Source organism: Ruminiclostridium cellobioparum subsp. termitidis CT1112, assembly GCF_000350485.1.
Lineage (GTDB): Bacteria > Bacillota > Clostridia > Acetivibrionales > DSM-1351 > Ruminiclostridium > Ruminiclostridium termitidis.
On the sequence record NZ_AORV01000035.1, the window covers coordinates 1 to 13129 of the forward strand.

At 41.0% G+C, this 13129-nt stretch carries 13 protein-coding genes and 1 tRNA gene; 3 read left to right on the forward strand and 11 right to left on the reverse strand.

Annotated elements, in window-relative coordinates; all coding sequences use genetic code 11:
* Positions 1–4: 4 nt before the first annotated feature.
* From CTER_RS12740 to CTER_RS12765, 6 genes are all read right to left on the reverse strand, one after another.
* Positions 5–80: transfer RNA gene (locus CTER_RS12740), tRNA-Lys, on the reverse strand.
* A 366-nt stretch (positions 81–446) separates the two neighbouring features.
* Positions 447–800 (reverse strand): helix-turn-helix domain-containing protein, encoded by a 354-nt coding sequence (locus CTER_RS12745; RefSeq protein WP_004626128.1) that lies wholly within the window; start codon positions 798–800, stop codon positions 447–449.
* A gap of 446 nt (positions 801–1246) precedes the next feature.
* The gene (locus tag CTER_RS12750; protein ID WP_004625968.1) at positions 1247–2518 is read right to left on the reverse strand and encodes an adenylosuccinate synthase; all 1272 of its coding nucleotides are present in this window, start codon (positions 2516–2518) and stop codon (positions 1247–1249) included.
* 534 nt (positions 2519–3052) lie between these two features.
* Positions 3053–3256: a DUF1858 domain-containing protein gene (locus CTER_RS12755; protein WP_004626148.1), complete on the reverse strand. Its 204-nt coding sequence runs from the start codon at positions 3254–3256 to the stop codon at positions 3053–3055.
* Between the two features lie 108 nt (positions 3257–3364).
* Positions 3365–3919: a Fe-S-containing hydro-lyase gene (locus tag CTER_RS12760; protein ID WP_004625940.1), complete on the reverse strand. Its 555-nt coding sequence runs from the start codon at positions 3917–3919 to the stop codon at positions 3365–3367.
* A gap of 85 nt (positions 3920–4004) precedes the next feature.
* Positions 4005–4847, reverse strand: coding sequence for a fumarate hydratase (locus CTER_RS12765; RefSeq protein WP_004626108.1), 843 nt, complete (start codon positions 4845–4847; stop codon positions 4005–4007).
* A gap of 230 nt (positions 4848–5077) precedes the next feature.
* Between CTER_RS12765 and CTER_RS12770 the strand changes: the two genes are divergently transcribed.
* Positions 5078–5461 (forward strand): universal stress protein, encoded by a 384-nt coding sequence (locus CTER_RS12770; RefSeq protein ID WP_004626001.1) that lies wholly within the window; start codon positions 5078–5080, stop codon positions 5459–5461.
* 124 nt (positions 5462–5585) lie between these two features.
* A complete protein-coding gene (locus CTER_RS12775; RefSeq protein ID WP_004625950.1) occupies positions 5586–5861 on the forward strand; it encodes an HU family DNA-binding protein in 276 nt (91 codons plus the stop codon).
* 143 nt (positions 5862–6004) lie between these two features.
* Here the strand turns inward: CTER_RS12775 and CTER_RS12780 are convergent, their stop codons facing one another.
* From CTER_RS12780 to CTER_RS12800, 5 genes are all read right to left on the reverse strand, one after another.
* Entirely contained in the window at positions 6005–6754 is a 750-nt protein-coding gene (locus tag CTER_RS12780) for a response regulator (protein ID WP_004626075.1), read from the reverse strand.
* 27 nt (positions 6755–6781) lie between these two features.
* Positions 6782–7312 (reverse strand): shikimate kinase, encoded by a 531-nt coding sequence (locus tag CTER_RS12785; RefSeq protein ID WP_004626045.1) that lies wholly within the window; start codon positions 7310–7312, stop codon positions 6782–6784.
* Positions 7309–8487, reverse strand: coding sequence for a chorismate synthase (aroC, locus tag CTER_RS12790; RefSeq protein WP_004625932.1), 1179 nt, complete (start codon positions 8485–8487; stop codon positions 7309–7311). The genes CTER_RS12785 and aroC overlap by 4 nt, the downstream gene beginning before the upstream one ends.
* 65 nt (positions 8488–8552) lie before the next feature.
* Positions 8553–9827, reverse strand: a complete 1275-nt coding sequence (aroA, locus tag CTER_RS12795; RefSeq protein ID WP_004625961.1) for a 3-phosphoshikimate 1-carboxyvinyltransferase — start codon at positions 9825–9827, stop codon at positions 8553–8555.
* Between the two features lie 160 nt (positions 9828–9987).
* Positions 9988–11139 (reverse strand): THUMP domain-containing class I SAM-dependent RNA methyltransferase, encoded by a 1152-nt coding sequence (locus tag CTER_RS12800; RefSeq protein ID WP_004626097.1) that lies wholly within the window; start codon positions 11137–11139, stop codon positions 9988–9990.
* A 607-nt stretch (positions 11140–11746) separates the two neighbouring features.
* Between CTER_RS12800 and gdhA the strand changes: the two genes are divergently transcribed.
* Positions 11747–13084 (forward strand): NADP-specific glutamate dehydrogenase, encoded by a 1338-nt coding sequence (gene gdhA, locus CTER_RS12805; RefSeq protein ID WP_004625952.1) that lies wholly within the window; start codon positions 11747–11749, stop codon positions 13082–13084.
* The last annotated feature ends 45 nt before the right edge of the window (positions 13085–13129 follow it).

Sequence of the window (13129 nt, forward strand, 5' to 3'; positions counted from 1 at the left end):
GTTGTGGTGACCCATCGCAGATTCGAACTGCGGACACCTTGATTAAAAGTCAAGTGCTCTGCCAACTGAGCTAATGGGTCATTGTTCTGTTACATGACATTTGATTTGTCGGCAACAGTAGTCATTATAGCAGGCACAGAAAAGCTTGTCAACATGCTTGTTACAATTTTTTTTAACTTGGAAGTGCTTGCCTTTTGCCTTATGCTGTATAATTAGATGGAGCGGCTAAATTGTGGCATAAAAAAAGAGAGATTTTTCATCCCCTCACACATACTGTCAAACTGCTTTCTTTCCATTTGCATCATATTTGCCATACTTGAAAAGGGCAAATTCCTTAGGTTCCCCATTCGTTTCATATGACTGCAGAGGGCTTTATAATGGCACTCATAATAAGTGTATTACCTATTGGAGACTTTTTACTTTAAAAGTAAGAAAAGCCCAACATTTTATTTGTCAGGCTTTCCCATTAATTTAAATAAAGCATTTAATATAATTAACACCAATTTTTGTTCTTTCTTGCTCAAGGTAGTAAGTTTATTCATTATTAGTGAAAGGTCCTTGTTATCATTTTCCTCTGCTGGTGGCAGTATGTATTTAAATAAATCTTCAAAAGTTATTCCAAGGGCATAAATCACCTTTTCTATCACAGCAAGGGAGGGATTTCTTTCTCCTCTTTCCAATCTACCCAGATGAGATTGATCAATACCTGCTCTGTATGCTACTTCTTCTTGTGTAAGCCCTTGCTCTAGCCTTATCAGCTTTATTCTATCCCCAACAATTTTACTAATATTATCACTCAATTTTTCACCCCCACCAAAAAATATATTATTATGCTTGTGGATAAATAGGAAGGACTATTAGTCATATTTCCATACGCTTTATGACTATTTGCTTGACACAAATGTAAAATCTTTCTATACTATAGATGTGGAATATGGGAAAAAATTCGTAGAAATATAGATAATATACACTAATCGTGACAGATAAAATGGGGAAGATGGTGAATATGAACATGTGGCTTGGATTATGGTCTTTTACAGCTGACCCAAAGCAAAATATACTACATTTTGCACTATTACTTTTAATCTTAAGTTCTGCAATAACAGCTGATCATTTTGCAGAAAGAAAAAACAGAAAAAGAAGATAGGCATTTAGCTAACCACGTTTCATATATCAGGGTACAACAAAAACTGCTATGAAACAGTCTTTTGCAGATGTTTCATAACAGTTTCCATAACAAAGTCATTTATTTGACTATTACATGTTCCCTGTCTTTTCCTACACCGATAAGCCCGATTTTAACACCAACCAGCTCTTCAATCCTCTTAAGGTATTTTTGAGCGTTTGCAGGCAGTTTATCAAAGCTTTTGACATTGGAGATATCTTCATTCCAGGGCTCAAAGACTTCATAAACCGGTTCACATTTCGCAAGCTCATTAAGGCTCGCAGGGAAATAATTGATTATTTGCCCGTTATACCTATAACCTGTGCAGAGCTTGATTTCCTTGAGCTTGCCTATGGTATCCACGTGATTGATTGCAAGTGCTGTCAAACCATTTATTTTGGCAGCATACTTGATCATAACCGTATCGAGCCAGCCGCACCTTCTGGGACGGCCTGTCGTTGTTCCGTATTCCCAGCCAAGTTCCCTGATGGTATCGCCAACTTCATTGTTTTGCTCTGTTGGGAATGGCCCGGCTCCGACTCTCGAGGTGTAAGCCTTAAGGACTCCGTAAACTTCATTGATGTAAACAGGACCCAGCCCCGAACCCGTACACACTCCTCCGGCTATGGGATTTGACGAAGTGACATAAGGGTAAGTACCGAAATCAATATCCAAGAAATTTGCCTGAGCTCCTTCAAATAATATATTTTTACCGTTGTCTACAGCCTCTGCAAGGATTTTTGTAGTATCAGTAATGTATTTTTTAAGCTGTTCGGCATAGACCAAATACTCCTGTATTATGGCATCGGCCTCATACGGCTTTCCGCCGTACACTCTTTCAATTATGAGGTTCTTCAACTCAAGGTTGGCTTTGACCTTCTTTATAAATTCCTCTTTATCAATGAGGTCACACATTCTTATGCCTGAGCGTTCGATCTTATCTGCATAACAAGGTCCGATACCTCTTTTTGTAGTACCAATGCTTTCGCTGCCTCGGAAATTTTCCTGCAGCTCATCAAGTCCAATGTGATAAGGCATGATTAAATGGGCTCTGTCGCTTATTAAAAGGTGATCTGTGGTAACTCCCCTTTCGTTAAGGTCTTTCATTTCCTTGAGTAACACAGCCGGATCTACCACCACTCCATTGCCTATAATGCAGGTCTTGCTTGTATGAAGTATACCCGATGGTATAAGGTGCAATGCGTAATTAGCTCCATTGGTCACAATGGTATGACCGGCATTGTTGCCGCCCGAAAACCTGACAATAATATCCGACTGTTCAGCCAGCATATCAATGTACTTGCCTTTTCCCTCGTCACCCCACTGAGTTCCTACTACTACTCTTACTGCCATAGATGCTCCTCCTGTCTATCGAATACAAGTACTGTTCCAGCTATAACTGCCAATGCCGCAATAGTTTGATAAAAGTACTTAGCTGTTATTTGGTAATTTACTGAATCAACCTATTAAATTATAACTTAGTAAGTGGTATTATTCAACTAAAACCGCAATTCCCCGGCGTGAGGTCGGTGATTTTTGAGCGAGATAATTTGGCTTGCGACAAGACAAAGACGTGCAGTAAGGCTTTGTGCCTTGCAAGCGGCTTCAACACAGCCGCAGGGCAAATTAACCACTCAAAAACGTATTGTACATTGTCAATAGAGGGTATAAACCATTTAACAAAACTAATTCTGCTGGGATTAGGTAATCGGAAATTCAACAGTCAATTTGAAATTCAAACCCCTGTACCATCTTTAATCACATAGGTCAACCGAAAATTATAGTATTTACACGCAAAGAAAGGCTTAAGTCAGGATATCCCCGTCTAAGCCCCTTTAAAATGATCAATTAATATGATTTTCAACCTGTTTTAACCTGTATTGAAAATTACTTTCCTTCAAAAAAGTTGTTGAGATCCTCAATAAGCTTGTCAGCATCTATTCCATGAATTGCGCAGGCATCCTCAATACTTTCCCCTGAAGAAGAAGGACAGCCCAGACAATGCATTCCGGCATTAAGAAAAATCGGCACGGTACCTCTATCCATATTTAAAACATCAGCTATAATCATATCTTTTGTTACTTTAGCCATTATAGTAAACCTCCTTGATTAATATTCAGCATTTTAAGCAAGTGCATAAAACTATTATACACTAACGTATTTTAAAAATATACAAAAAATATATTGAAAAGTTCGGTTTTACTTGATCTTCCTATATTTCGCCTTTCCGGTCTCATATAAATTGCTGCCATTGCAGTCTATTATTACAGTCAATGGCAGATTTTCAACCTCCAGCCTTCTTACAGCCTCAGCACCCAGCTCGGGGAAAGCAATGATTTCCTGGCTTTTAATACACTCAGCCATCAGTGCTCCCGCTCCGCCTATTGCTCCAAAATATACGGCACCGAACTGTTTCATTGCGGATATTACATTTTCTCCTCTCAGTCCCTTGCCTATCATTCCTGTTTGTCCAAGCTCTATCAGAGTCGGAGCATATGCATCCATTCTGTAACTGGTGGTTGGTCCTGCAGAACCGATTACTTCCCCCTCCCTTGAAGGGCATGGTCCCACATAATAAATTGTCTGGTTTTTGATATCAAAAGGTAACGGTTTATTTTCCTTCAATAATTCAATCATTTTTTTATGTGCCGCATCTCTGGCAGTATAAATTATTCCGCTGAGTGAAACTGTGTCCCCCGCATTAAAAGATTTAACAGTCTCTCTGTCAAAAGGAGCAGCTATATTGTGGTGCATATTGTATCCCCCTGTTCCTCCCGTCCGGAATCCGGCCGGGAAAATTCTATCTGAAGTATAATTGCCCTATCCTGAAAGTCCCCGATTATAAGGAAACCTCGGCATGCCGCGTTACATGGCAGTTTATGTTTATAGCAACCGGCAATCCTGCTATGTGCGTCGGATAAGTCTCAACATTCACCGCAAGAGCGGTATTGGTACCGCCAAGTCCGGCCGGCCCGATACCGAGAGTGTTTATTTTCTCAAGCATTTCGGCTTCCAGCTTTCTTACATATTCAATACCGCTTCTTTTGTCAATGGGCCTTAATAGGGCTCTCTTAGCCAGCAGGGATGCCTTTTCCATAGTTCCTCCTATTCCAACCCCAACAACAATGGGAGGACATGGATTTGGTCCTGCTTTATCCACCGTTTCCAGAATAAAGTCTTTTACACCCTCTATCCCGTCGGAGGGCTTGAGCATTTTTAAAGCGCTCATATTCTCACTGCCAAAACCCTTGGGCGCAAGCTCAAGCTTAAATACATCCCCCGGTACAATATCATAATGGATAACAGCAGGTGTATTGTCCCCGGTATTGATCCTCTCAATAGGATCTCCGACCACCGATTTTCTCAGGTAACCCTCTTTATACCCTCTTCTGACACCTTCATTAATGGCATCTGCCAGGGAACCGCCTGAAATATGCACCTCCTGGCCCATAGTAACAAATACCACAGCCATTCCGGTATCCTGGCATATTGCAACCTTTTTTTCAGCAGCCAGTGCGGCATTTAAAAGCAATTTTTCAAGCACTTCGGTGCCTATTGGAGATTGTTCGGCAGACAGTCCCTTTTCCATTGCCTGTCTTATGTCCTTATTCAGGTAATAATTTGCATCCATACACAAATTTTTAACAGCTTCTATTATTTTATCAACTTCTATATCCCTCATCAATTCCTCCGTCAGTTGATCATTAATTGATCCTTAAGAATTAAAATGCCGTAAATCAGACAGTATAATGGGTGAAAAAAGATTATTCCCGCTGATATTATAATTATACATATATTTCAGGCAACAAAACAACCTTAAAATATTCATAAATTGTTCAAAAGGTTTGGGGAATATTCAAAGACAAAACAATAATATTCTAGTATAATTATATTGAGGAAGGAGGTTATTTATTGAATCCATCTGTACGTAACATATTAGTATGCGTCACACAGCAGAAAACCTGTGAAAGGCTGATTAAAAAGGCTTTGGAGTTTTCAAATGCCGGCGATTCGATATATATAATTCACGTAGCAAAAGACAATTGGAGCTTTCTGGACAATGACAGGGAAGGTGAAGCTCTTGAATACCTTTTTGGTATAGCCAAATCCGTCGGTGCCAATCTCACTGTTCTTAGATCGGACGATATTGTCGATACAATTGTTGAATATGCCCGTGAGAATAAAATTGATATTTTGGTTATGGGTGATTCCAAAGGAGACCATAGTGAAAACTATTTTTATAAATCATTGAAATTAAGTTTAGATCACGTTGAAATACACGTTGTACCTAATTAAAACGTAAATTGATAAAAAGTTTCCTATTTTGCTGGTACAAATTAACTATTTTGCCTTCAAAGGCTTGACTTTAGCCAACTTTCATTATAAAATAATGTCGAATTCCATTTTTAGGAGGTTGTATATGAATAAGTCAGATTTAATCAACTCAATTGCATCAAAATCAGGTTTAAACAAGAAAAACAGTGAATCTGCTTTGAATGCATTTATTTCTTCAGTTGAGGATACTCTCAAGGCTGGCGACAAAGTTACTTTGGTTGGTTTTGGAACCTTCGAAGTAAGAGAAAGAGCTGCTAGAAAGGGTAGAAACCCACAGACTAAGAAAGAAATTACTATTCCTGCATCAAAAGCTCCAGTATTCAAAGCTGGTAAGGTTTTGAAGGATAACGTTAACGCTTAAGTTAACGCTTAATATGGCCAATGCACCCTTATGGGTACACTACATAAAAGCCCTGAATCAACTTCAGGGCTTTTTGTATTGCATTTTTTTATTATGAAAGCTTACTTATCGTGCTTATCGTGAATTTTTTTTATATATTGTTATTAATTGTTGATCCGTATTTTTTCTATCAGTTGACAAATCACCTGGGAATTTGTTGGCTTCTTTTGCTTATCCTCTTCGGATAGGACATTTTCTATGCAGTTTCTGATAGCCCTCTCAACCTTTTGTATTGTAACGTTGTTTTTTACAGCTATTTCCCTGTATATGCCCTTTGGAAGAGAACCGCTCTGGCAGTAGCTGTCAAAAGCGCGGGTAACAATATCCCTTATGTATGCATAACCCGTCATATGGGCCTTCAGTCCATATTCCCGCATATATTTGGTTGCCAGCACTTTCAGCTCATCATCATATCTGTTTTTGGGATTTTGACCAAAAGTAGGAGTATAATTTTTCATAGTGTATTGTTTGATATTGGAATCCATATAGAGCTGCTTGATTCTCAAAGTCAGGACATTCTCGTCAAAAGGCTTGATTATGTAATAGTTCGCACCCAGATTCATTGCCCTTGAAACATAATTTTCATGACTCACAGCGGAATAAACTATGTAAACAGGTGTATTCCCCGCACTGTTGGCTTTGGCATGCTCAAGTACACCAATACCGTCCAATTTTGGCATTATAATATCCAGCAATACCACATCAGGTTTATCCCTGTCAATCAGTTCAATTGCTTCGAGACCGTCTTTGGCTATTTTCAGCATTTCAAATTCCTGGCACTCACTCAACTTTTCATATAATGCCTTTGCAGTTAATAAATTATCATCCACTATCAAAACCCTTATTTTACTCATTGTTTCTCTTTAACCCTTTTCATTAATTTATGGCTGAATAAACACATCAGCTGAATTTTCAAAAAATCCGATTATTTTCCGGCATATAGCATCTGGTTCACTGCCGTCACACTCGATAACCCTGTCCGCATATTTGTTATACAAAGGTATCCGTTCATTGTATAAGTCTTTTAAGGTACCACCCGTTCTGACCAATTTTCTTGAGGCATCCATCCTGTCTTCAATAACCTGATAACTCGTGTTCAAAAATATAATTTCCCCTGTTTTTTTTAAGTGACTCATTGCAATATCGCTGTGAACCAAACCACCTCCCGTGGAAATCACGCAATTGCCGGAGCGGATATCCAATACCACTTCGTCCTGAACCCGGATAAAATATTCCCGACCATACTCCTCTACCAGCTGTTTCGGTGTTTTGCCGGTTTTATGGGTTACCAGCACATCGGTGTCAATAAAACCGTATCCCAACATTTCACTCAACAGCTCTCCCACTGTGGTTTTGCCTGTTCCCGGCATACCTATGAGAATAATATTCCGGTCACTTTTATAGTTCCTCATAGGCCATCCCACCTGGAATCCATTTCTGTAATGCTTCTCATGCCTGACGACATTATGATGCTGTCAACCAGAGCTATCCTTACCATGGCTTCACAAATGGAATAAACTCTCGGTACCAGCGACGGATCGCTTCTGGATGCAAACTTGTGTGTTACAGGCTCAAGTGTCCGGACATTTACTGTAAGCTGATCCTGCAAAATGGTTGGAGTTGGCTTCACAGCCACACGGATGCGGATTTCCTCACCGTTGGATATTCCTCCAAGCATACCGCCGGCCCTGTTGGTTTTGAATCTTATTCTGCCCGTTTCCTTGTCGTAATAAGGGGTGTCATTCATTTCCGAACCCTTTTTGGAGGCCACTCCGAAACCTTCGCCTATTTCTACACCCTTGACTCCTCCGATAGACATCAAGCCATGAGCAATAGTTGCACTAAGCTTGTCAAAAACAGGCTCTCCCAATCCTGCGGGAACTCCTTTGGCAATGATTTCAATCACGCCGCCGCAGGAATCGCCTTCCCTGATTACCTGTAACAAGTCTTCCGTCATTAGCTTGGCAGCTTCAGGGTCAGGGCAGTTTATTTCATTTGTCCTGTAATTCTGTTTGACCTGCTCATAAGTAAACGGGCCCGCTTTAATGCCGTGTGATTCGACGGTATATGCCATAACATCTATACCCATCCGGTCCAATACCTGCTTTGCAACTGCTCCTCCCGCCACTCTTGCGGCTGTTTCGCGGGCCGACGCTCTGCCGGCGCCAAGATAGTCGGCATGTTCGCCATACTTCTTGAAATAGGTATATGCTGCCTGCCCCGGTCTCAGGAGGTCCCTGTTGCCTCTGTGCTGCTCGATATGCCTGTCGCCTATGTCACTGCTTGGAATAAGCATGGCTACAGGGGCGCCGGTTGTGGTGTCATCCTGCATGACTCCCGAAAAAATATATACCTTATCGGCTTCCGTTCTGGGCGTTTGCAGCTTTGACTGCCCGGGTCTCCGCTTTTCCAGTTCCTCCTGTATGATTTCAGACGTTATTTTTATCCCTGCCGGGACACCATCCACTATGACTACCAGTCCACCCCAGAGTTCCGGAGGAACATTTTCGCTTTTTCTGAAAGCCCCTGAGTAAGATTCTCCGCTCGTTGTTACACGAAATACCCGTCCAAATGAATTACCAACCATTGCTGCCTCCATATATTTAAAAAATTTATTATTCGGTTAAATCATCATTTAACTAAAATCAGCACTTACTCCTCACAAAGCCGGATATCACCACCGCAATTCTTTATGCAATCGACAAAACCAGGGAATGTAACATTCATCGCTTCGGCAGTTTCAATCACTGTTTCCCCTGCGGCCTTCAACCCTGCAACCGCAAGTGCCATGACCACCCTGTGATCGTCATGCCCGTTCACCCTGCACCCCTTCAGGCTGCTTTCCCGTATTATCAGCCCATCGGGCAGTTCCTCAATGCCGGCACCCATTTTTGTGAGTTCCCTGCACATAACACTTATTCTGTCGGTTTCCTTCAGTCTTGCCTGCGGAACATTGACAAGCCGTGTTTCCCCCTGTGCAAAACACCCTGCTACGGCCATGGCCGGCAAAGCATCGGGTATGGAGTTCATATCAATGGTTCTACCCGTCAAATTTTGTCCTTTGACAGTCACACTGTTGGAATCGAAGAAAACCTTTGCACCCATATCTTCCAATATTGAAAGCACCAGCTTGTCACCCTGGGGATCTGTCATATCAAGGTTTGTAAGCCTGAATTCCTGTCCGGTTACTGCCGCCAATACTATAAAGAAGGTTGCCGAAGAGAAATCTCCCGGAATAGTACATTCAAATTGTGGGTATTTCTGCTGTCCCTGTATAATAAATTCCTTCATATTATTATGTTTGTACTTTATACCGAATTTATCAAGCCACCAGAGAGTTATTTCAACATATGGCACTTCGTTGAGTCTTGTTACCTCTATATGTGTATCGTTTTCCAGAAGAGGAGCATTAAGCAGAATTGATGATAAGTATTGCGATGTAACAGCGTCTAGTGTTGTAAATCCACCTTTAGCCCTTCCTTTTACTACTACGGGCGCGGACTCATTTCCCCGTGTGGTGTAGGCCTCTCCGCCAAGATTATTAATAGCCTTGACCAGGGGCCCTATTTGTCTTTTTCGTATCTGATAATCACCTGTAAAAACAGTATACCCCGGAACAAGTGCAGCCGTCATCAGTCCCAGCCTTAAGCTGGTCCCCGAATTTCCAACATCTATTATGTCTTCGGGAACCTGGGGACTGCCGCCCATCCCGCCTACCGTATAACAGTTTCCATCCAATTCATACGATGCTCCAAAGGCTTTACACAAATTAACAGCCGAGACGGAATCGCTGGAAATCAACGGATTCCTGATAATACTCCGCCCCTCTGCAAGCCCTGCAAAAAACATCGACCTTATAGTATGAGATTTTGAGCCTGGAATATTAACTATTCCCGAAACCTCAGAAGGTTTTACTTTTAATATCATTTTTTCCACCTACCATATTACCTATTTTTTCAAAAAATTTCAATCCCTTTAATAAAACCAAATAAGACCATTTAATAAGACCATACTGCAATATACTACCAATACTATGTTATTATAACAGCAGGGTTTCGTCAATTTTTTTGCCTGTTTTATCCAAAAATTAGTTACCGCTGCCTGTGATTTTTGGAGGTGGAGGTCCGAAATATTGAAAATAATTACAAAGCAGCTTTCCGTTATAAAGTTTTCTTTTTTTATCGGCTCTCCTTCCAAAGAGCTTTTCAAACTCAAGGTTGGAGGTAATAACATAATAGGACCATGAGTCCAGTTTTTTAAAAACCGTCCCCATCTCCCTGTAGAGCTTGTCGACATAGTCCTTTTCCCCCAAGCGTTCTCCGTATGGCGGGTTACATATTATTATACCGTATTTATATCGGGAACTGATATCTGAAACCGGCAGCCTCTGAAGATGTATGGCATCCTCGACCCCCGCCTTTTTTGCATGGTACCGGGCCAGGCTCATGGCTTCCTCATCTATATCCGAACCATGGATTCTCAGCTCCCTGTCCTCCACCATTAAATCATAAGCCTCATCTCTTGCCTGATCCCAAAATCCAGAGTCAATAATATTCCAGTTTTCGGCGTCAAATTCCCTTCCCAGACCAGGGGCGATATTCTTTCCAATAAGGGCCGCCTCTATGGGAATTGTACCGCTTCCGCAGAAAGGATCCAGCAAAACCCTGTCCTTATTCCAATGGCTGATCAGTATCATGGCACTTGCCAGGGTCTCCTTCAAAGGTGCTCCGCCCACAAGTTTCCTATAGCCTCTTTTGTGCAGTCCGGCTCCACTTGTATCAATTGTAAGAGTGGCAATATCTTTTAAAAGGGCGACCTCAATTCGATACCTGGGCCCGGTTTCCTCAAACCATTCACATTTGTGACGCAGTTTGAGCTTCTCCACTATGGCCTTTTTTACAATTGCCTGGCAGTCAGGAACGCTAAAAAGCTTGGAATCAATGGACTTTCCCTCTACCGGAAACTCTGCGTCGGCCGGTATGATTTCATCCCAGGGCAAAGCTTTTGTCTGTTCAAAAAGTTCTTCAAAGCTCAAGGCTTTAAATTCCCCCAGCTTTAAAAGCACCCTGTCGGCTGTTCTCAGCCAGAGATTGGACCTGCAAATGGCCATTTCATCTCCGCCGAAAGTAACCTTTCCGTTTTCCACCTTCTGGTCAAAGTAGCCCAGTTTTTTTAATTCTCTGGCTGTTACAGCCTCAATACCAAAAGCTGATGTTGCTATCAGTTCAAATTTACTCATTAATTTGCCTTTCAAATATATATTTAAGATCAATAGCCGGTTATCATGTCCATTATCCGGTTATATCATGTCTGTTATTTGGATAAGTACTACTATTATAACCTTGTAAACGGTTTATAACAACAAGTTATTGCCAATATGGCAAATAAAAACGGGACCGGACTAATGTACCAACATGTACTGAAATGTTTTAGAAATAAAAAACGTACTCATTTGAAGTGATTAACAAATATGTAAAATATAAATGACGCTGTAAAATCAATAGCTTGCAATTATTTTAAATATGTAATTCAATATGCTATCTTGCTAAATCAATTATAAAAACGTCAAAACAATTCATTTCACGGCGACTCAGAGGATTTATATATGTTTTTTATTATAAATTTTAAAAAATAAATGAAAGTTTTTATATTTCTGCTTGCAATTATTATGATGTAATAGTATAATTTAAAAGAAATTAAAAATAAATATTGGCGTACAACGGGGTATGCTAAGCTGTTTCAACAGCACCGGTAGAGTTTTATCAGGTTTAAAGTGTTTTTATATGACCCTTACGCCAAAATATTAATTGACTTAATTATATTTTAGTTGCAGGAGGGTTTTTTTAATGGGAAGTTTACAAAAAATTATGGATCAGGTTGTTAAAAGAAATCCCGGTGAACCGGAATTTCATCAGGCAGTTGCAGAAGTGCTTGAATCTCTCGAAGTAGTTGCCGAAAAGCATCCTGAATGGGTTAAAGCCGGAGTATTCGACAGAATAGTCGAACCGGAAAGACAGATCATTTTCAGAGTACCCTGGGTTGATGATAACGGCAATGTACATGTTAACCGCGGTTTCAGAATTCAGTTCAATAGTGCAATCGGTCCTTATAAGGGCGGATTGAGACTTCATCCTTCAGTTAATGCAAGTATCCTTAAGTTTCTCGGTTTCGAACAGATATTCAAGAATTCCCTGACAGGTCTTCCAATAGGAGGTGGTAAGGGCGGCAGTGATTTTGATCCCAAAGGCAAGTCGGACAATGAGGTTATGAGGTTCTGCCAGAGTTTTATGACAGAGTTGTCAAAGCATATCGGCGCCGATACCGATGTTCCCGCAGGTGATATCGGAACAGGGGCAAGAGAAATCGGCTATATGTATGGCCAATACAAGAGACTTAGAAACGAGTATACCGGAGTTTTGACAGGAAAAGGGCTCACCTGGGGAGGCAGCCTTGTAAGAACCGAGGCAACAGGTTACGGTTTGTGCTACTTTATGGATGAAGCACTGAAAGCTAAGGGCAAATCCTTCAAAGGCACTACAGTTGTGGTTTCAGGTTCAGGAAATGTTGCCATATACGCAACCGAAAAAGTTCACCAGCTGGGTGGAAAGGTTGTGGCATTAAGCGACTCAAACGGATATATATATGATCCCGAAGGTATCAAGCTGGATACCGTAAAACAGTTGAAAGAAGTTGAAAGAAAGCGTATCAGTGAGTATGTCAATATACATAAAAATGCCATTTATACCGAAGGCTGCTCCGGTATCTGGAGTATTAAATGTGATATAGCTCTCCCCTGTGCGACTCAAAATGAAATTGACGGCAAATCTGCCGAATTATTGGTTAAAAACGGCTGCTATGCAGTTGGGGAAGGTGCAAATATGCCTTCAACACCCGAGGCAGTTCATATATACTTGAATAACAAGATTATTTACGGTCCTGCAAAGGCTGCAAATGCAGGCGGTGTTGCAACATCAGCTCTCGAAATGAGCCAGAACAGCATGCGCTATTCCTGGACTTTCGAAGAAGTCGATGCTAAATTGAAAGACATTATGGTAAATATCTACAGGAATGCAAGCGCTGCAGCAAAGGAATACGGCATGGAGGACAACCTCGTAGCCGGTGCAAACATTGCAGGTTTCTTAAAAGTAGCCACCGCAATGTATGCTCATGGAATTGCGTACTAAGTAACACCCTTATATTTTTAACGCCAACACCGATTTAATTATGGT

Excerpts from the sequence above, each read along its gene's own strand:
- CTER_RS12775 (WP_004625950.1), top strand. The coding sequence starts at position 5,586 with ATGAATAAGTCAGATTTAATCAACTCAATTGCATCAAAATCAGGTTTA.
- CTER_RS12800 (WP_004626097.1), bottom strand. The coding sequence starts at position 11,139 with ATGAGTAAATTTGAACTGATAGCAACATCAGCTTTTGGTATTGAGGCT.
- aroA (WP_004625961.1), bottom strand. The coding sequence starts at position 9,827 with ATGATATTAAAAGTAAAACCTTCTGAGGTTTCGGGAATAGTTAATATT.
- CTER_RS12760 (WP_004625940.1), bottom strand. The coding sequence starts at position 3,919 with ATGCACCACAATATAGCTGCTCCTTTTGACAGAGAGACTGTTAAATCT.
- aroC (WP_004625932.1), bottom strand. The coding sequence starts at position 8,487 with ATGGTTGGTAATTCATTTGGACGGGTATTTCGTGTAACAACGAGCGGA.
- CTER_RS12785 (WP_004626045.1), bottom strand. The coding sequence starts at position 7,312 with ATGAGGAACTATAAAAGTGACCGGAATATTATTCTCATAGGTATGCCG.
- CTER_RS12755 (WP_004626148.1), bottom strand. The coding sequence starts at position 3,256 with ATGGCTAAAGTAACAAAAGATATGATTATAGCTGATGTTTTAAATATG.
- CTER_RS12765 (WP_004626108.1), bottom strand. The coding sequence starts at position 4,847 with ATGAGGGATATAGAAGTTGATAAAATAATAGAAGCTGTTAAAAATTTG.
- CTER_RS12780 (WP_004626075.1), bottom strand. The coding sequence starts at position 6,754 with ATGAGTAAAATAAGGGTTTTGATAGTGGATGATAATTTATTAACTGCA.
- gdhA (WP_004625952.1), top strand. The coding sequence starts at position 11,747 with ATGGGAAGTTTACAAAAAATTATGGATCAGGTTGTTAAAAGAAATCCC.
- CTER_RS12750 (WP_004625968.1), bottom strand. The coding sequence starts at position 2,518 with ATGGCAGTAAGAGTAGTAGTAGGAACTCAGTGGGGTGACGAGGGAAAA.